Annotated in this window: 16 protein-coding genes; 6 read left to right on the top strand and 10 right to left on the bottom strand. The window is 73.1% G+C overall.

The annotated features are described in order from the left end of the window. Positions 1–337 precede the first annotated feature (337 nt). Positions 338–1,270: a glycosyltransferase gene (locus GB864_RS15140; protein ID WP_160426531.1), complete on the top strand. Its 933-nt coding sequence runs from the start codon at positions 338–340 to the stop codon at positions 1,268–1,270. Between the two features lie 77 nt (positions 1,271–1,347). After that, positions 1,348–2,505, top strand: coding sequence for a glycosyltransferase (locus tag GB864_RS18990; RefSeq protein ID WP_160426530.1), 1,158 nt, complete (start codon positions 1,348–1,350; stop codon positions 2,503–2,505). A gap of 15 nt (positions 2,506–2,520) precedes the next feature. Here the strand turns inward: GB864_RS18990 and GB864_RS15130 are convergent, their stop codons facing one another. The 6 genes from GB864_RS15130 to GB864_RS15105 all read right to left on the bottom strand — a co-directional run bounded on the left by GB864_RS15130 (position 2,521) and on the right by GB864_RS15105 (position 8,017). After that, positions 2,521–3,888 carry an LCP family protein gene (locus GB864_RS15130; RefSeq protein WP_419672795.1) on the bottom strand — a complete coding sequence of 456 codons (1,368 nt, stop codon included), beginning with the start codon at positions 3,886–3,888 and terminating at the stop codon, positions 2,521–2,523. Then, entirely contained in the window at positions 3,885–4,355 is a 471-nt protein-coding gene (purE, locus tag GB864_RS15125) for a 5-(carboxyamino)imidazole ribonucleotide mutase (protein ID WP_160426533.1), read from the bottom strand. The genes GB864_RS15130 and purE overlap by 4 nt, the downstream gene beginning before the upstream one ends. Before the next feature lie 123 nt (positions 4,356–4,478). Further along, entirely contained in the window at positions 4,479–5,615 is a 1,137-nt protein-coding gene (locus GB864_RS15120; protein WP_160426529.1) for a 5-(carboxyamino)imidazole ribonucleotide synthase, read from the bottom strand. Between the two features lie 60 nt (positions 5,616–5,675). Beyond that, positions 5,676–6,518 carry a DarT ssDNA thymidine ADP-ribosyltransferase family protein gene (locus GB864_RS15115; RefSeq protein ID WP_160426528.1) on the bottom strand — a complete coding sequence of 281 codons (843 nt, stop codon included), beginning with the start codon at positions 6,516–6,518 and terminating at the stop codon, positions 5,676–5,678. Positions 6,519–6,573: 55 nt separating this feature from the next. Then, positions 6,574–7,071: a PH domain-containing protein gene (locus GB864_RS15110; RefSeq protein WP_160426527.1), complete on the bottom strand. Its 498-nt coding sequence runs from the start codon at positions 7,069–7,071 to the stop codon at positions 6,574–6,576. Positions 7,072–7,129: 58 nt separating this feature from the next. Next, entirely contained in the window at positions 7,130–8,017 is an 888-nt protein-coding gene (locus GB864_RS15105) for a biotin--[acetyl-CoA-carboxylase] ligase (RefSeq protein ID WP_160426526.1), read from the bottom strand. Positions 8,018–8,205: 188 nt separating this feature from the next. On the opposite strand from GB864_RS15105, the gene GB864_RS15100 reads away from it, so the two are divergent. Both GB864_RS15100 and GB864_RS15095 read left to right on the top strand, forming a co-directional pair. Continuing rightward, on the top strand, positions 8,206–9,816 hold the full coding sequence (locus GB864_RS15100; RefSeq protein ID WP_419672794.1) for an acyl-CoA carboxylase subunit beta: 1,611 nt from the start codon (positions 8,206–8,208) through the stop codon (positions 9,814–9,816). Positions 9,817–9,833: 17 nt separating this feature from the next. Then, the gene (locus GB864_RS15095) at positions 9,834–10,070 is read left to right on the top strand and encodes a hypothetical protein (protein ID WP_160426525.1); all 237 of its coding nucleotides are present in this window, start codon (positions 9,834–9,836) and stop codon (positions 10,068–10,070) included. Positions 10,071–10,634: 564 nt separating this feature from the next. Here GB864_RS15095 and GB864_RS15090 read toward each other — a convergent pair. The 4 genes from GB864_RS15090 to GB864_RS15075 form a co-directional block, all read right to left on the bottom strand. Then, positions 10,635–11,642 (bottom strand): hypothetical protein, encoded by a 1,008-nt coding sequence (locus tag GB864_RS15090; protein WP_160426524.1) that lies wholly within the window; start codon positions 11,640–11,642, stop codon positions 10,635–10,637. Next, complete coding sequence (locus tag GB864_RS15085; RefSeq protein WP_160426522.1) at positions 11,639–12,883, bottom strand: sensor histidine kinase; 1,245 nt, start codon at positions 12,881–12,883, stop codon at positions 11,639–11,641. The genes GB864_RS15090 and GB864_RS15085 overlap by 4 nt, the downstream gene beginning before the upstream one ends. Then, on the bottom strand, positions 12,870–13,550 hold the full coding sequence (locus GB864_RS15080) for a response regulator (protein WP_160426521.1): 681 nt from the start codon (positions 13,548–13,550) through the stop codon (positions 12,870–12,872). Before GB864_RS15080 ends, GB864_RS15085 begins: the two co-directional genes overlap by 14 nt. 86 nt (positions 13,551–13,636) lie before the next feature. Further along, positions 13,637–14,965, bottom strand: a complete 1,329-nt coding sequence (locus GB864_RS15075) for a class I SAM-dependent RNA methyltransferase (RefSeq protein ID WP_160426519.1) — start codon at positions 14,963–14,965, stop codon at positions 13,637–13,639. A gap of 75 nt (positions 14,966–15,040) precedes the next feature. Here GB864_RS15075 and GB864_RS15070 point away from each other — a divergent pair, with 75 nt between their 5' ends. Together GB864_RS15070 and GB864_RS15065 are read left to right on the top strand one after the other, a co-directional pair. Continuing rightward, positions 15,041–15,679: a Maf family protein gene (locus tag GB864_RS15070; protein ID WP_160426517.1), complete on the top strand. Its 639-nt coding sequence runs from the start codon at positions 15,041–15,043 to the stop codon at positions 15,677–15,679. A 120-nt stretch (positions 15,680–15,799) separates the two neighbouring features. Further along, positions 15,800–17,566: an acetyl/propionyl/methylcrotonyl-CoA carboxylase subunit alpha gene (locus GB864_RS15065; protein WP_160426515.1), complete on the top strand. Its 1,767-nt coding sequence runs from the start codon at positions 15,800–15,802 to the stop codon at positions 17,564–17,566. Positions 17,567–17,777 lie beyond the last annotated feature (211 nt).

The following is a 17,777-nucleotide window of genomic DNA, read 5'->3' as shown; positions in this document are numbered from 1 at the left end:
CACGCGTCGCGCGTAGCGGAGCGCCCGGACCCCGGTGCGCGCCGGCCGGGAGCCGCGCACCCGCGCGACGACCCGGCGGGCGGGCGAGGGGCGTGCCGGGTCGGCAGGCTGCGCTATGCCGTACCGGGCCGCCGCAGCGTCTCCGATGGCCCGATCCGTGCGTCGGAGATCGGCTTCCCGTTGCAGTTCCACGTCGTCGACGACGTGCTCACGTGCCGATTCCCAGCGTGCAGCCACCAGTCGTTCGTCCTCTCGCCGAATGGTCCTCGATTACTCTAGTCAGGTCGCATCGGGCCTCCCGCCCTCCTCGGACGGCGACGGAAGGACGGCCCTCGACGTGCCCGATGCGGATGCGAACCCCTTGATCGTCGCGGTCGTCCCGACCTTCCGGCCCGAGCACGAGACGGTCGAGCACCTCGCCCTCCTCAGCACCCTCGTCGACCGCGTTATCGTCGTCGACGACGGTTCCGGGTCCGCCGCGGACGCCGTGCTCGAGGAGGTGTCTGCGTTGGCCGGCGTCGACGTCGTGCGGCACGAGCGCAACTCGGGCATCGCCCGCGCCCTCAACACGGGCGTCGAACGCGCCCTCGCAGACGATGCGGACTACGTGCTGACCCTCGATCAGGACACCGCGCTCCCCGCCGACTACGTGCAGCGCTGTCTCGAGACCTTCGCACGTGCGAGCGACGCGACCCGCCTCGGCATCGTCGCGACCGACCGCGTCAACGGCGCCCCCGCGATCCCGTCGAGCTGGTCGCCCGAGGGGCTCGGCCTCGTCCCCGAGGCGATCCAGTCCGGGATGCTCGTCTCACGGGACTGCCTCGAGACGGCCGGCGGCTTCGACGAGCGGCTCGTCATCGACTGCGTCGACACGGAGTACTGCATCCGCGTCGGCGACCTCGGCTTCCGCATCGCGATCGCCGAGGGCGCCGACATCCGGCACGCGCTCGGCGAGATGGTGCCGTATCGACCGTTCGGCCGGCTCGCCCGCAATCGGAACGGCACGTTCGAGTACCAGTACCACTCCCCGTTCCGCCAGTACTACATCGTGCGGAACAACGTCGATCTCGTGCTGCGGTTCGCCGGCTCCCATGGCCGCTGGACCCTGGCGGTCGTCAAGCGCCAGATCGGCCCCGCGATCGACGCCGTGCTGAGCGGCCCGCACCGGTTCCGCCATCTCATCGCGACGCTCGTCGGATTCGCCCACGGCGTCTTCCGGGTCCGCGGGCTCATCCCCGCCCGACTGCGGCGCTTCCTCACCGCCCCGTGACCGCATCCTCCGGCTCGGACGATTCGCCGAGACCGGTTGGCTAGGGTGGCCTTCGGACCGCACCGGAAGGAGAACGCGTGACGACGACCCTCCGCGTCATCGTGGATCAGCTCATCGCACCGGAGCCCGGCCCGCTCGGCCGCTACGCGCTCGGAGTCGCCCGCGGGCTGATCCGCACGGCACCGGCCGGGTGCGCGGTCGAAGGCATCGTCTCCTCCTCGCCGGAGGCCGACTACGAGCGGGCGCTCCAGGAGCTCCCCGGGCTCACGGGGCTCTACAAGACGTCGCTCGCCCGTCGCGAGCTCGCGGTCGCCTGGCAGCTCGGCGCGACGTCCTCACCCTCGGGCGGCGGGATGATCCATTCGCCGAGCCTGTTCGCGCCGCTGCGCAAGCACGAGCGCGGCGAGGGCCTGCAGGTGGTCGCCACCGTCCACGACCTCGCCGCCGTCCATGCCTCGGAGGTGCTCCCGAAGTCGAGCGCGATCTGGGAGCGAGCGATGCTCCGACGGGCCCGGCGCCACGCGGATGCCGTCATCGTGCCCACCCACGCGCTCGCGGTCGAGCTCGCCGAGCACGGCGACTACGGCGACCGCATCCGCGTCGTGCCGACGGCGCCGCGCGTCGGGCTCGCCGTGCCGCCCGACGCCTCGGCGCGCGCCTGGCAGCTCGGGCTCCCGCGCGACTACCTCGTCGCCGGACTCCGACTGGACGAAGCGGGCGCGGTCTTCGAGCTCCTCGCCGCAGTCCGTCGCGGGTCGGCGGCGCCGCCCGTCCTCGTGCTGGTCGCCGAGTCCGAACCGGATCCGGCGGCGCTCCAGGAGGCCGCCGCGAAGTCGGGCATCGAACCGGCGGTCCTCGCCGGCGACCGCGTCCGCATCCTCGTCGCGCCCGAGCCCGCGGACCTCGCGGTCGTCCTCGCCGGCGCGCTGGCGTACGTCGCCCCGGCGACCCGCGCCTGGGACCCGACCGGGCTGATCGAGGCGTTCTCCCTCGGCGTGCCGGTCATCCACTCGGATGTGCCGGCGTACCGCGAGACCGCCGCCGGCGCGGGCCTGTCCGTCGAGGTCCAGGGCGGCGGCGACGGCTATCGCGAGCGCCTCGCCGATGCGGTCCGCGCCGTCCTCGACGACGACGTCCTGGCCGACCGGCTCGGCGTCTCCGGCGGCGACCGCGCCCACGCGTTCTCGTGGTCGGCGACCGCCGCGCAGATCTGGCAGCTCCACGCCGATCTCTGACCGGCGCCGCCCGGGTCAGCCCGCGGGCGCCTCGGTCTCGGGCGGGTTCAGCGCCGCGTCGATGAGCTGGCCGATGTACTCGTAGTCGGGCTCGTCCGGCTCGACGTTCGGCGGCACGAGCTCGACCGTCGTGATGGGCTGGTTTCGGGCCTTGTCGGCGAGGTCGACGAAGGGGCCGAGCATCGACTGCGGCACGTCGGTGCGGACCGTCTGCGAGCCCGCCGCCGCGATCGACTGGAACTTGGCGAGGACGTTCGCCGGCGTGAACTGCTGGACGATCGCCTCCTGGAGCTGGCGCTGGCGCGCCATCCGGTCGTAGTCGCTCGAGCCGTGCCGCGAGCGGGCGAACCACAGCGCGTGGTACCCGTCGAGGTGCTGCGGGCCGGCGTAGATCCACTCGGCGACCGTCGTGAAGGTCTCGTCGGCGTGGATCGGCACGTCGGACTGCACGTCGACGTCGACGCCGCCGAGCGCGTCCACCAGCTCGGAGAACCCCTGCATGTCGATGAGCGCGTAGTACTGGATCGTGAGCCCGGTGACCCCCTCCGACGCATCCCGAACGGCCTCGATGCCCGGCGAACTGCCGTTCGCCTCCGCGTCGGGGTAGAGCTGCGGCTCGTAGAGCTCGACCTCGGTGTAGATCGAGTTGAACTGGCAGACGTCGACCTCGCAGCCGTTCGCGCCGTACCCGTCGGGATAGCGCTCGTGCATGGGCGAATCGGCGGGGAACGGCGCGTCCAGCAGATCGCGCGGGATGCCGATGATGACGGTATCGCCCGTCTCGGCGTCGACCGAGACGACGGAGGTGCTGTCGGGGCGCATGCCGTCGCGGTCGGGCCCGGAGTCGCCGCCGAGCAGCAGGAAGTTGTAGCGCCCGTCGATCGGATCGACGGGCGGCGCGGCCGTGAACACCGAGGAGAGGAATCCGCTCGCGCTCGTGGCCAGGACGGCTCCGTAGCCGGCCGAACCGGCGACGAGCAGGAGCGCCAGCGCCGTGAACCCGGCGATCAGCGGACGGGCGCCGGGTGCCACTTTGACGAACCGGACGAGCCGGAGCGTATCGAGGGTGAGCACGATCCAGAGGACCGCGTAGAACGCCGCACCGGCGGCGAGCAGCCAGAGCACGAACGGGTTCGTGACGATCGAGATGAGCGTCGCCCGCCAGAGGAACGACGACACGATGGCGAGGACGGCGAGCGTCCAGAGCACGAGCGTCGCGCCGAGCCCGAAGCGTCCGAGCCGCCGGTTGCCGGCGAGCACCTGCGCGGATCCGGGGATGAGCAGGTTGAGCGCCACGAGCCACCAGCCCCGCATCGTCATGACGTGTCGGGAGCCGGCGTCGGGGAACCGGATCGGGCTGGCTGCGCTCGTCACCGCGGTCATCCCAACTGCTGCTTGAGCCGCTCGTTCTTCTCCTCGACGGCGGCGGCGAGGTCGGACTGGAAGCGATCGAGCTGCGCTGCGACCGCCGGGTCGTACGCTCCGATGAGGCGGGCGGCGAGCAGACCGGCGTTGCGCGCGCCGCCGATGGAGACCGTCGCGACGGGGATGCCCGCGGGCATCTGCACGATCGAGAGCAACGAGTCCATGCCGTCCAGGCGCGCGAGCGGCACCGGCACCCCGATGACCGGCAGCGTCGTCAACGACGCGAGCATCCCGGGGAGATGGGCGGCTCCGCCGGCGCCCGCGATGATCGTCTTGAGCCCCCGATCGGCGGCCTCTCGGCCGTAGGAGAAGAGCTTGTCGGGCGTGCGATGGGCCGACACGACTTCGACCTCGTGGGCGATGCCGAACTCGTCGAGCGCGGCGGCGGCGTCCTGCATCACGGACCAGTCGGAGTCGCTGCCCATGACGACGCCGACGAGGGGAAGAGCGGTGTTGCGTTCGGTCACCCGCACGATCTTAGGCGGCTCGCTCCGGGTCTTCCGAACGGCGCGCCCGCCGAGCGGCCCGATGGGACCCGCCGCGCCGTCTCAGCCCTGGAAGTGCGCCGCCGCGGCCCGCGCCTCGTAGACGACGGCGTCGAGGTCGTCGCCGGACGCGTTGAGGTGGCCGACCTTGCGCCCCGGGCGGGGGGCCTTGCCGTAGTTGTGCACCTTGACGCCCGGGTGCTCCTCCATGGCGCTCGCGTAGCGGTCGTCGAGGCCGCCTTCCTCGGGACCGCCGAGGATGTTGACCATGACGGCCCAGGGCTGCGGCATGGCCGTGGAGCCGAGGGGCAGATCGAGGACCGCACGGAGGTGCTGCTCGAATTGGCCCGTGACGGCGCCGTCCATGGACCAGTGGCCCGAGTTGTGCGGGCGCATCGCGAGCTCGTTGACGAGGAGGCGGTCGTCGCTCGTCTCGAACAGTTCGACGGCGAGCATCCCGGTGACGCCGAGGCCCTCGGCGATCGTCACCGCGATCTGCTCGGCGACGTCGGCGAGCTTGCCGGCCGACTTGGGTGCCGGGGCGATCACCTCGCTGCAGACGCCGCCGACCTGCACGGTCTCGACGACGGGCCAGACGGCGAGCTCGCCCGAGGGGCGGCGGGCGACCTGCTGCGCGAGCTCGCGCCGGAAGTCGACGAGCTCCTCGACGAGGAGCGCGCCGTCGCGGCCGTCCTCTGCGGCGGCGGCGAACCACTCGGCGACCTCGCCGGCGCTGCGCACGACCTTCACGCCCTTGCCGTCGTAGCCGCCGCGGGGGGTCTTCACGACGGCCGAGCCGCCGTGGGCCGCGATGAAGGCGTCGAGGTCGGCCGGCTCGGTCACCCGGGCCCAGTCCGGGACGGGCAGGCCGAGCTCGGAGAGCTTCTCGCGCATCAGCAGCTTGTCCTGCGCGTACCGCAGGGCGTCGGCACCCGGACGGACGGCGATGCCCTCCGCCTCGAGCGCGCGCAGCACGTCCTGCGGGACGTGCTCGTGGTCGAAGGTGAGCGCGTCGACCTCGCGTGCGAACGCGAGGACCGTGTCGACGTCCGTGTAGTCGCCGACCGCCGTCGCGGCGAGCGCCGCGGACATTCCGCCAGATTCGGCGAGCACCCTGAGCTCGATCCCGAGCTCGATCGCCGCAGGGATCATCATCCGAGCGAGCTGTCCGCCGCCGACCACACCGATTCGCAGAACCACGCGCTCCAGCCTACCGACCGGAACGGGCCCGGCCGACCCGGGCAGCGTCGGACGGACGCCTTACTCGGCGGTCTCCTCGTCGCGGAACCAGCGCGGGTACACGAGGATCTTCGGCTTGGCGCCGACGGCCTTGAGCGCGGCGCGAACACGGTCGCGCACCTTCTCCGTGGCGACGCCGATATAGGCGACGCGCTCGATCGGGTACGAGCCGTGCACGAGGAACTCGGCGCCGCCGAGCGCGGCCTCCTGGCCGGAGCGGTTGAGCCGGCGCACGAGCCGCTCGATCTCCTCCTGCTCGATCTCGACCTCGCCGCCCGCCACGGCCGCGTCGCGATCCGTGACGACGACGCTGCCGGGCGTGCCGCCCTGGGCGCCGAACGCCTTGCCGACGGTGCCGATGACGAGGATGTGGTCGGCCGCGGGCCGCTCGTGGGCGTTCGCCGCGAGTCGCACGTCGGGCCGCCCGTCCCGGAGCGTCCGCCACAGGTGCGCGTCGCTCGTGAGGAAGAAGGGCACGTAGTCGGCGACGGTGCGCTCGAGTCCCGGGATGCTCGTCGCGCGGCGGAACTCGCGGGCGGCGGGCGCCGCGATGTCGACGGTCGGGCGGGCGCCGGACCCGTCGGCGAGCACGGCGCCGGCTCCGAGGATGCCGGCGAGATTGTCGACATGGGTGACGTGGAAGATCCGCGAGTTCGCGACGTCGAACGGCCGGGCCTCCTCGGCGGGCGGCAGCGTCGCGCGCTGGCTCGGCGCCGCAGCGGCGCCGGCCTGGCGGACGGGGTCGCTCAGGCGGCTGAGCTTCGGCCGGACCGTGCGGCTTCGCGTCGCGACCGCCGGTTCGGCGGTCGGGAAGCAGACGGCGCACATGCCGTCGTCGAAACCGTGGATGCATTCGTCGGCCAAGCGCGACACCTCTCCTCGCGGCTACGCGGCAGGGGGTACCGCGAAAAGCACCTGTTCACGTTACGCGATCCGCGGGGCCCATTCCGACGTCCGAGACCAATGACAGGACGGCCGACTGCACGGCGGCCGGTTTCGGGAGGTCGCGGAGCACGAGCGTGCGGTCCTCGGCGCCGACCCGGACGTCTCCGCTTCCGGCGAGGAACTGCAACGGCCCGCGCCGGACGGCGACGTCGACGACCTCGTCGAGTTCGAGCTCCAGTCGCCGGCGCGGCACGAGCCCGGAACGGGAGACCACCCGCTTGGTCGTGAGCGTGGAGGTGGCGCTCAACCAGCGTCCGAAGGGCCAGAGCACGCCGAAGACCAGGAGGAGTCCGGCGAGCACCCAGATCGCCGGCCGGAACTGCGGCGGCAACGGCCCGACGACGCCGTAGTAGCCGACACCGAAGGCCACGGCGACGAGCAGGATGCCGGGCAGCACGAGGATGCGGGCGCTGCGGCGCATCCGCGCCACGACGCGCTCGGGCCCGCCGATCGTGCTCGCTCCCCCGGACATGGCTCAGTTCTACCTCACACCGCTCCGCTCGCGGACGCGCCGGTCCGCGCTGCGACGCTCACCGGCGAACGTGGTGGACGTCGCCGGCCGCGACGGCCTGCACGTCGCCCTGTTCGTCGCGGACCACGAGGCGCCCGCCGTCGTCGATGCCGATCGCCTCGCCGACGAGCTCCGAATCACCCGGGAGCTCGATCCGCACGCGCGAGCCGAGCGTGCCGCATCGCCGCCGGACCTCGTCGGCGAGCCCGCTCGCCGCTGCGTCGGCGCCGGCATCGAGCCACGCGCGGTAGAGCCCGGCGAAGCGCTCGAGATAGCCGGCGAGCACCCGATCGGGATCGGGGGCGACGCCGGAGACGAGCTGCAGCGACGTCGAGGTGAGGGTCGGCAGGTCGTGCTCGTCGAGGGTCAGGTTGAGGCCCGCGCCGACGATGACCGCGGCGCCGGGACCGAGCGGCTCGGCGCCGGGCGCGGGCACGAGCTCGGCGAGCACGCCGCACACCTTGTAGCCCGAGATCAGCACGTCGTTCGGCCACTTCAGGGCGACGTCGACCCCGCCGGTGCCGTCGGCGTCGACGCGGCGCGACTCGTCGTCCTCGGGTGCTCCGTCCACGTCCCGGAATGCACCGGCCCGGGCGAGCTCGTCCTCCACGGCTGCCGTCATCGCGGCGCCGGCCAGCAGCGGCAGCCAGCCCCACGCGTCGGGCTCGAGCGGGCCGCGATCGGCCGGACGCAGGAGCAGCGAGATCGCGAGCGTCTTGCCGGTCGGGGCGATCCAGCGTCGGCCGAGCCGGCCCCGCCCCGCGGTCTGATCGTCCGTGACGAGCACCGAGAGGTCCGGCCAGGCGCCCGGCTCCTCGGTCGCGCGACGCCGCAGCTCGTCGTTCGTGGAACCGGTCTCCCCGATCCACTCGAACCGCGCGACCGCACCCCGACTGCGTTCGAACACCCGGACTCCTCTCGACGTACGGCCGCCGCGACGGCGCTCCGACGCCAGACAGTCTCGCAGGCTCCGCGCCCCGGCCGGGCGCCCGGCCGAGGGTCCCTCGGAGCGCCGTGCACTGCGCTACCCGCACAGACCCGGCCGGGCTTTTGTGGGATTCCGTCAACGAAGCGGCCCGATCACTCGTCGGTAGAGTGAACCGCGTGAACGACGTGACGCCCGGAGCCCCCGATCTCAGCACGACGGCAGGCAAGCTCGCCGACCTCAAGCAGCGCTACCACGAGGCCGTGACGGCGAGCGGCGAGGCCGCCATCGCGAAGCAGCACGCGAAGGGCAAGCTCACCGCGCGCGAGCGCATCGAGGAGCTGCTCGACCCGGGCAGCTTCGTCGAGCTCGACGAATTCGTGCGCCACCGCACGCACGCGTTCGGCATGGAGGACAAGCGCCCCTACGGCGACGCCGTCGTCACCGGCACGGGCACCATCCACGGCCGCCAGGTCGCCGTCTACTCGCAGGACTTCACGATCTTCGGCGGCTCGCTCGGCGAGGTCGCCGGCGAGAAGATCATCAAGGTCATGGAGCTCGCCCTCCGCATCGGCGTGCCGATCATCGGCATCCTCGACTCGGGCGGCGCCCGCATCCAGGAGGGCGTCGTCGCCCTCGGCAAGTACGGCGAGATCTTCCGCCGCAACACGCAGGCCTCGGGCGTCATCCCGCAGATCTCGATCATCTGCGGCCCGGCAGCGGGCGGCGCCGTCTACTCGCCCGCCCTGACCGACTTCGTGATCATGGTCGACAAGACGAGCCAGATGTTCGTCACGGGCCCCGACGTCATCAAGACCGTCACGGGCGAGGACGTCGGCATGGAGGAGCTCGGCGGCGCCCTCACCCACAACTCGGTCTCGGGCGTCGCGCACTACCTCGCGGTCGACGAGCACGACGCGTTCGACTACGCGCGCAGCCTCGTGGCCTTCCTGCCCGACAACAACCTCGCCGAGGCGCCGGTCTACGAGCACGAGACCCCGCTCGAGATCACCGACGAGGACCGCCGGCTCGACACGGTCATCCCCGACTCCCCGAACCAGCCCTACGACATGCACTCGGTCATCGAGGGCATCGTCGACGGCGGCGACTTCCTCGAGGTCCAGCCGCTGTACGCGCCGAACGTGCTCATCGGCTTCGCCCGCGTCGAGGGCCGCTCGATCGGCATCATCGCGAACCAGCCGAGCCAGATGGCCGGCACGCTCAACATCGCCGCGGGCGAGAAGGCGGCGCGGTTCGTGCGGTTCTGCGACTCGTTCTCCATCCCGATCCTCACCCTCGTCGACGTGCCCGGCTACCTGCCCGGCACCGACCAGGAGTGGACGGGCGTCATCCGCCGCGGCGCGAAGCTGCTCTACGCGTACGCCGAGGCGACCGTGCCCCTCGTCACGGTCATCACCCGCAAGGCCTACGGCGGCGCCTACATCGTCATGGGCTCGAAGCAGCTCGGCGCCGACATCAACCTCGCGTGGCCGACCGCCGAGATCGCCGTCATGGGCGGCCAGGGCGCCGTCAACATCCTCTACCGCGCCGACATCAAGGCGGCCGAGGAGGCCGGCGAGGACGTCGACGCGGTGCGCACGAAGCTCGCGAACGAGTACACCTACAACGTCGCGAGCCCGTTCCTCGCGGCCGAGCGCGGCGAGCTCGACGGCGTCATCGAGCCCGCGGCGACCCGCGTCGCCGTGGTGAAGGCCCTCCGGACGCTCCGCACCAAGCGCGCGAGCCTGCCCGCCAAGAAGCACGGCAACATCCCCCTCTGATCGGAAGGCCTGACGAGATGGCGCAGCTCACTCCCCCGCCCACCGCGGTGCCGGACGCCTCGGACATCCGGGTCCTCACGCCCGGCGTGCCCGCACCGCTCGCCGCGGCCGCCACGGCCGTCGTGCTCGCCGCGGTCACCGAACGACCGGCGCGCCCTGCCGGGGCGACCCGTCCGAGCGCCTGGTCGCGTTCCGCGCGCGTCCTCCGCACTCCCGCCGTCGATCGGGGCGGCTGGGGCGGCTTCAACCGCTGAGCATCCGACGACCGACCGGTCGTCGTCCGCATGGACGACGGCCGGTCGTCGCATCCGCTGCTCGGATGCGCAACGGAATCGAGCGTTCGAGCGAGCGCAAGCCGCGAATTCCGCATTTCTTCGACGAAACCCTTGGCGGAGCGTCGGGAGCGTGGAAGTATGCCCGAAGGCCTGGACGCCGATGTCCTGATCTCCGACGATCGCGTCGACGCACTCCGGCCCCTCCCCCTCGGTCGACTCCCCCTCGTGCACGGCGTCGTCCACGCTGTCCGCGCCCGTGTCCCCCAAAGTGCCGACTTTGCGCCCCCTCGGAGCCCCCGCAGAATGGTCTCGCAGCTACTCATCAGCGAGTACCTGCCAGAGTCGCCGTTCGGGCAACCAGGCGACTGTTGGGGGCGAGTCAGGGCGATATTCGGGTTGTCGCCGTGACTCGGACTTCGGGGGGTCGGAACATCGTTCCGACCCCCCTCATCCGTTTCCGGGGTCTGTCTCCGTCTTGCAGGACTCGGTCGGCCGCGATGCCGGCCGGGTCGTCGGCCGCGGGGAAGACCGTCGAGCTGCGGATCAGCGCGGGATCTCCAACCAGAGCGCGACCTCGTCGTCGTCTTCGTCGGCGACGGCGTCGCCCGCCACGTCGTCCCGGCGCTTCAGCCCGACGACCGTGAGCGCCGCGGTGCCGTCGGCCGTCGTGCGAACGATGATGCGATCGGCGTCGGTGCCGCCGATCGCGCTCGCGAGTTCGGCGAGGATGCGCTCGCGCGTGAGCTCGTCGACCTCGTCGAGCCCGCCCTCGTCGAGGAGGGCGACGGTCGCGCCGCGCGCCCTGGCGCGCTGCACCTCGACGCGCACGGCGTCGGTGAGGAGCATCCGGCCCCGGATCTCGTCGCGGATCGCGGCCTCGAGCCGACGGCACTCGGCTTTCTCGTCCTCGGACAGGCGCCCGTCGGCGGCGATGATCCGCCGCAGCATCGGGACGGCCAGGCGCGCGGTCTGCGCGATGCGGAAGCGCCCCTCGAAGAGATGGGCGTCCTGGGCCGCTTGCCAGGCCGCGGCCTCGCGCTCGGCGTGCGCGAAGCGTCGAGTCTCCCGGGCCGCGTGCGCGAGCGACCACGTCAGCAGGTGGGCGACGCCCACCCACACGATGCTGCCGAAGACGCCGAGCGTGCCGAGCGAGCCGATGCCCGCCCAGAACGTCGTCAGCGCGGCCATGAGCAGCACGCCGACCCAGGCGACCGCGATGCGACGGCGGGCGGCCGCGATCGTCATGAGGGTGCCGACCGCGGCCACGTACCAGGTCGCGTAGCCGTTCTCGGCCTCCGGGCGGAGCTGGCCGGTCACGAGGAGCGGCAGCGCGACCGCGACCGCCAGATCGAATCCGGCGATCCAGCCGGCGAGCCGGATCCGTTCGCCCGGCCAGAGGCTCAGCACCGTCGCGACCGAGTAGAGCACGAGCGCGGCGACGGCCGGCCATGGCGATGTCGCGACGTCGAGGGAGACGATGCCGAGCACGACGTGGTAGGCCGAGAAGATCGCGCCGAGCGCGATGAGCCACCACCGATCGATCTCGATCATGCGCTGCCCCGATCCACGCCGCTGGGCCACGCGACGGTGACGACCGTGCCGACGCCGAGGGCCGTGCGGATGCGGCTCGAACCTCCGACGCCCGCCATGCGCTCGTCGATCGAGATCCGCAGGCCCAGCCGCTGCTCGGGGACGAGGCCGGGGTCGAAGCCACGGCCGTCGTCGGAGATCTCGACGACGACGCCCGAGGTGCCGACGCCGCGGATGCGCAGCTCGCGCCGGATCTCCCGAGGGTCGTCCGGATCGTCGGCGTGCTGGAGGCTGTTGACGAGCGCCTGCACCGACGCCGAGTACACCGCCTCGACGGCCTCGACGCTGAGCTCCACCCCGGCCGCGTTGACGACGCGCACAGTGAACGGCGCGGCGAACGTCGACAGCGCCGAGCGCAGGCGCCGCACGAGGACCGCAAGGCCGACGCGCTGCGGCCCGCGCGGCACCCCGGCGCCCGCCTCGTCGAGGCTGCGGATGGCGTCGCCCGCCATGCGCGCCGCGAGCTCCTGCTCCGCGGGCCGCTCGGCGTTCGCGGCGGAGAGCAGCGTCGTCAGCACGCTGTCGTGCACGAGTGCGTCGACGCGGGCGCGCTCCAGCTCGGTGGCGTGCTGGCGCTCCGCCGCGTCGTAGCGGCCGAGGGCCGCCGCCTGCGCCTCGTCGACGTCGCGCGCCGCCTGCCGGAACGTCCAGATGATCGCGAGCACGACGAGGCCGAGGACGGCGACGTAGAGGCCGTCGAGGATGGCGCGGAACGGGTCGGCCGCGCCGCCCGCCGGGAGCACCCGCAGCACGCTGTACCACCCGGAGACGATGACGGTGTAGGCGAGCGCCCACGGCAGCGGCATGGCCACCGCCGCGGACGCCGTCGCGACGTTCGCGAGGTAGTAGAGCCACGGCCCCGTGCCGCCGAGGGCGTCGGCGTCGATCACGAACAGGGGCCAGCACGCGAGCAGCAGCAGGTAGAGCAGCGCGAGCCCCGTCATCGACGTGCGCACGCCGATGCGGGCGACCGAGGCGAGGGCGATGAGCAGCACCGCGCCGTAGAGCAGCGCCATGAGCACCGCCGTCACGCCCGGCTCGAGCGCGGGGACCTGGCCGAGCGCCGCGGGCACGGTCTGCACCGCGAAGACGATGCCGAACAGCCCGACCGCGCGAGCGATCACCGTCTCGACTTCGTCGCGCGAGACCGCGGTGCGCCGGCGCGGGACGAAGCGCTCCGGCCGCGGATCAGCCGCGGGCATCCCCGCCCTCGGCGTCGAGGCCGGGCAGGATGCCGTCTTCGACGGCGCGGCGGAGCAGGTCCACCTTCGTCGGGGCCGGGCGGCCGACCTCGACGTACTTGTGGCGGATGCGGTCGAGGTACTCGCGGGCCGTCGAGTGCGCGATGCCGAGCTGCGCCGCGACGAGTTTCAGCGGCAGACCGGAGGCGTAGAGGTGCAGGACGTCGCGCTCGCGACGGCCGAGCTGCGCTCGGGCGAAGTCGTGGTCGGCCTCGATCGCGCTCGCCCACTCGAGGTTGTTGAGCACCTCGCCGCGGGAGACGGCGCCGATGGCCGCGAGGACGTCGGCGAGCGGCGCCGACTTCGGGATGACACCGGCCGCGCCCGCCGCGAGCGCCTCGCGGACGAGACCCACGCGGTCGGCGATCGAGTGCACCAGGACGGCGGAACCCGTGGCGAGGACGGCGCGCACGTTCTCGGTGACGCTCGTGCCGTCGCCGAGCGAGAGGTCGAGGACGACCACCTCGGCCGGCTTCGCGCGCAGTTTGCCGAGCAACTCGCCGACACCCGCGGCCTCGGCGACGACCGTGTAGCCGGCGTCGGCGAGCGCGGCGCGCAGGCCGAGGCGCACGGCCTCATGGTCGTCGACGATCGCGATCGTGCCCGTCCGGTTCTCGACTGCGCTCACGGCACCCCCGTTCCAGGGCCAACCCTAGCGGGCCGGGCGGGGGGCCCAGGCGACGGATCCGGACGGGTCGACCCACCCGGCCGCGGTCAGCGCCGCGTCAGGCGAGCGACCGCCTCGACGTGGTGCGTCGACGGGAAGAGATCGAACGCCCGCACTTCCTCGAGCTCGTACCCGTGGGCGCGCAGCAGGCCGACGTCGCGGCCGAGGGCGACGGGGTCGCACGCGACGTAGACGAGCTGGCGGGCGCCGGAGGCGGCGAGCAGGTCGACGACCTCGCGGCCCGCGCCGGAGCGCGGCGGGTCGAGGACGATCGTCGCGTCGGCCAGGCGTGCACGCTCGGCCGCGGTGGGGTGCTCGACGAGCCGCTGCAGGAAGCGGTCGACACGGGCAGTCTCGGCTCGCACGCCGACGGCGCCGGCGAGGTTCGTCCCGGCGTGCTCGGTGGCACGGGCATCCGCCTCGACGGTCGTCAGCCGCACGGTCTCGCCGAATCGGTCGAGGAGCGCGCCGGCCAGCAGGCCGACCCCGCCGTAGAGGTCGAGGTTCGCGGCGCGCGGGTCGAAGAGCGCATCGTCCACGGCGTCCTGCACGGCGCGGTAGAGCGTCTCGGCGGCACCGCGGTGCACCTGCCAGAAGCCGTCGCGGTCGACGGTGAAGCGGCGCCCGGCGACGATCTCGTCGACGGTGGGCGGCGCGCTCCGGCTGCTTCGGGCATCCGCGACGACGATCTGGGCGTCGCCCGTCGAGGGGGCGATGAGGTCGACGTGCTCCGCGCCGCGGAACGGCTGCCCGAGCGGCGCGATGCGCTCGATCGCGGGCACGGCGAGCGGGAGCGAGGCCACCGGGACGACGCGGTGCGAGCGGGCCGCATAGGGCCCGACGTTGCCGTCGGCGTCGACGTGGAGGCGGACGCGCGTGCGCCAACCGGTGCCGACGTCCTCGGCGCCCTCGTAGACGAGGACGGGCTCGACGGCGGGCGCGACCTCGACGCCGCCGAAGCGGGAGAGCGCGTCGGCGAGGACGCGGCCCTTCAGCTCGCGCTGGTAGCCGAGGCGCAGGTGGCCGAACTCGGCACCGCCCGCGCGATCGATCGGGTCGCGGTCGATGCCGGACTCGGCCCAGATGTGCGGCACGCGATCCGGCGAGGCCTCGAGCACCTCCACCGCGTCGGCGCGCCAGAAGCGGTCCTTCGAAGCATCCTGCACGCGGGCGACGACCCGCTCGCCGGGGGCGGCGTCCGCGACGAAGACAACGCGGCCCTCGTGGCGGGCGACGAAGACGCCGCCGTGCGCGACGTCGCCGACCTCGAGCTCGAGCAGCGGCCCGTCGGTGCGGGGCTCGGCCGCCCGGCGAGCGGGCCGGGCCGCGGCGGGCTTCGAGCGGCGGTCGGGGCGGCGAGTACGTCGTTCAGGCATCCGACCATCCTCCCATCCCCGCCTGAGCGGCGCCTCGGGGCGGCACGAGCGCGAGACGGACGGCAGAATCGACCCATGCGCCTCTACCTCGCCTCGACGTCGCCCGCCCGCCGCGCCCTCCTCGGCGCCGCCGGGATCGATCCGGTGCTCCTGTCGCCGGGCGTCGACGAGGAGGCGGCCGTCGAAGCCGCCGAGGCCGCGGCGGGCGCCGCGCTGCCGACCGAGGAGATGGTGCAGCTGCTCGCGCGAGCGAAGGCGGAGGCGGTGATCGGGCGCACGGTCGACGGCGCGCCGATCGACGGGTTCATCCTCGGCGGGGACTCCTCGTTCCTGCTCGACGGCATCAGCCACGGCAAGCCGCACGAGAGCGCCATCGCCCGCGAGCGCTGGCTCGCCCAGCGCGGGCGCACCGGGATGCTCTGGAGCGGTCACTGGCTCATCGACCACCGCGGCGGCCGGGCGAACGCCGCGATCGGCCGGGCGGCGGTCGCCGGGGTGACCTTCGCCGACGTCACCGACTCCGAGATCGACGCCTACATCGCCACGGGCGAGCCGCTCGAGGTCGCCGGCGCCTTCACCGTCGACAGCCTCGGCGGCCCCTTCATCACGCGCGTCGAGGGCGATCCGTCGACCGTCGTCGGGCTCTCGCTGTCGACCCTGCGCGAGCTCGTCCGCGAGCTCGGCGGCGAGTGGACCGACCTCTGGAATCGTTGAACCGGCAGGTGCCGTCGCGCCGAGGCATCCGATCGCCTTGTCGGCCATCACGAAAGAACCGGCGCGACCTTGTGCCCGCCCCCCAAAGCCGACCGTACGGCTGCCAATAGCCTGGGAAGCATGCCGAGCATCACCAAGGTCCTCATCGCCAACCGCGGCGAGATCGCCGTCCGTGTCGTCCGCGCCGCGAAGGACGCCGGCATCGCGTCCGTCGCCGTGTACGCCGACCAGGATCGCGACGCCCGGCACGTCAAGCTCGCCGACGAGGCCTACGCGCTCGGCGGCACGACGAGCGCCGAGACGTACCTCGTGATCGACAAGCTCCTCTCCGTCGCCCGCCGCTCCGGCGCCGACGCCGTGCACCCCGGCTACGGCTTCCTCGCCGAGAACGCCGACTTCGCCCGCGCCGTGATCGGCGCCGGACTCACCTGGATCGGCCCCTCCCCCGACGCCATCGAGCGCCTCGGCGACAAGGTCTCGGCCCGTCACGTGGCCGAGAAGGTCGGGGCGCCGCTCGCGCCCGGCACGCTGAACCCCGTCGCGGATGCCTCGGAGGTGCTCGACTTCGTCGACGTCCATGGCCTGCCGGTGGCCATCAAGGCCGCCTTCGGCGGCGGCGGCCGCGGCCTCAAGGTCGCCCGCGAGCGCGACGAGGTCGCCGAGCTGTTCGAGTCCGCCACGCGCGAGGCGGTCGCCGCCTTCGGCCGCGGCGAGTGCTTCGTCGAGAAGTACCTCGACAAGCCGCGCCACGTCGAGACCCAGTGCCTCGCCGACCAGCACGGCAACGTCGTCGTCGTCTCCACGCGCGACTGCTCGCTGCAGCGCCGCCACCAGAAGCTCGTCGAGGAGGCCCCCGCGCCCTTCCTCTCCGACGCGCAGCGCGAACTGCTGTACACGTCGTCGAAGGCCATTCTCAAGGAGGTCGGCTACGTCGGCGCGGGCACGTGCGAGTTCCTCATCGGCCAGGACGGCACCGTCTCCTTCCTCGAGGTCAACACTCGCCTCCAGGTCGAGCACCCCGTCTCGGAAGAGGTCACCGGGCTCGACCTCGTGCGCGAGCAGTTCCGCCTCGCCGAGGGCGGCGTGCTCGACTACCCGGACCCCGAGCCGCGCGGTCACTCGATCGAGTTCCGCATCAACGGCGAGGACCCGGGCCGGGGCTTCCTCCCCGCTCCCGGCCCCGTGAGCGTCCTGCGCTTCCCGGGCGGCCCCGGCGTGCGCATCGACTCCGGCGTCACGACGGGCGACGTCATCTCGGGCGCGTTCGACTCGCTGCTCGCCAAGCTCATCGTCACCGGCAAGGACCGCGCCGAGGCCCTCGAGCGTTCGCGCCGCGCCCTCGACGAGTTCGAGGTCGCGGGCCTGCCGACGGTCCTCCCCTTCCACCGCGACGTGGTGCGCAACCCGGCCTTCGCGCCCGAGGGCGACGCCCCGTTCGAGATCTACACGCGCTGGATCGAGACCGACTACGACAACACGCTCGAGCCGTGGTCGGGCGAGCTCGTCGAGGGGCGCGGCCCGGATGCCCGCGCCAACGTCGTCGTCGAGGTCGAGGGCCGCCGCATCGAGGTGAGCCTGCCGAAGCGCCTGGCGCTCGGCGGCACCGCCGAGCTCACCGCGGGCCTGCCGCCGAAGCGCCGCGCGGGCGGCGCCGTCGACACCGCCACCGGCGATGCCGTCAAGGCACCGATGCAGGCGACGGTCGTCAAGGTCGCCGTCGCCGAGGGCGACAAGGTCGTCAAGGGCGACCTCGTGCTCGTGCTCGAAGCCATGAAGATGGAGCAGCCGATCACCGCCCACAAGGACGGCGTGGTCGGCCCCATCTCCGCCGCGGCGGGCACCACGGTCGGTTCGGGCACGCTGCTGCTCTCGATCGTCGACGCCTGACGCTCGGCAGCGGATTCGAGCGACGCCCCGCCGGTCCGGCAGGGCGTCGTTCGCGTTCAGGGCTCGCGCGGGGCTTCCGGTGCAGCCGACGCGTCGGGCGGCGACGCCGTCGCATCCTCCGGCGACGGCGCGGCCGCGTGCCGGCCGTGCGGGCGGCGCCGGCGCCTGAGCGGAGGAGGACACGCCTGAACTCCAGCCCCTTAGGCCTCGG

It is taken from the genome of Agromyces seonyuensis, assembly GCF_009789225.1.
GTDB lineage: Bacteria > Actinomycetota > Actinomycetes > Actinomycetales > Microbacteriaceae > Agromyces > Agromyces seonyuensis.
This window is presented reverse-complemented; position numbering and strand designations above follow the sequence as displayed.

Excerpts from the sequence above, each read along its gene's own strand:
- GB864_RS15130 (WP_419672795.1), bottom strand. The coding sequence starts at position 3,888 with ATGACCGCGGTGACGAGCGCAGCCAGCCCGATCCGGTTCCCCGACGCC.
- purE (WP_160426533.1), bottom strand. The coding sequence starts at position 4,355 with ATGGGCAGCGACTCCGACTGGTCCGTGATGCAGGACGCCGCCGCCGCG.
- GB864_RS15110 (WP_160426527.1), bottom strand. The coding sequence starts at position 7,071 with ATGTCCGGGGGAGCGAGCACGATCGGCGGGCCCGAGCGCGTCGTGGCG.
- GB864_RS15095 (WP_160426525.1), top strand. The coding sequence starts at position 9,834 with ATGGCGCAGCTCACTCCCCCGCCCACCGCGGTGCCGGACGCCTCGGAC.
- GB864_RS15090 (WP_160426524.1), bottom strand. The coding sequence starts at position 11,642 with ATGATCGAGATCGATCGGTGGTGGCTCATCGCGCTCGGCGCGATCTTC.
- GB864_RS15085 (WP_160426522.1), bottom strand. The coding sequence starts at position 12,883 with ATGCCCGCGGCTGATCCGCGGCCGGAGCGCTTCGTCCCGCGCCGGCGC.
- GB864_RS15075 (WP_160426519.1), bottom strand. The coding sequence starts at position 14,965 with ATGCCTGAACGACGTACTCGCCGCCCCGACCGCCGCTCGAAGCCCGCC.
- GB864_RS15070 (WP_160426517.1), top strand. The coding sequence starts at position 15,041 with ATGCGCCTCTACCTCGCCTCGACGTCGCCCGCCCGCCGCGCCCTCCTC.
- GB864_RS15065 (WP_160426515.1), top strand. The coding sequence starts at position 15,800 with ATGCCGAGCATCACCAAGGTCCTCATCGCCAACCGCGGCGAGATCGCC.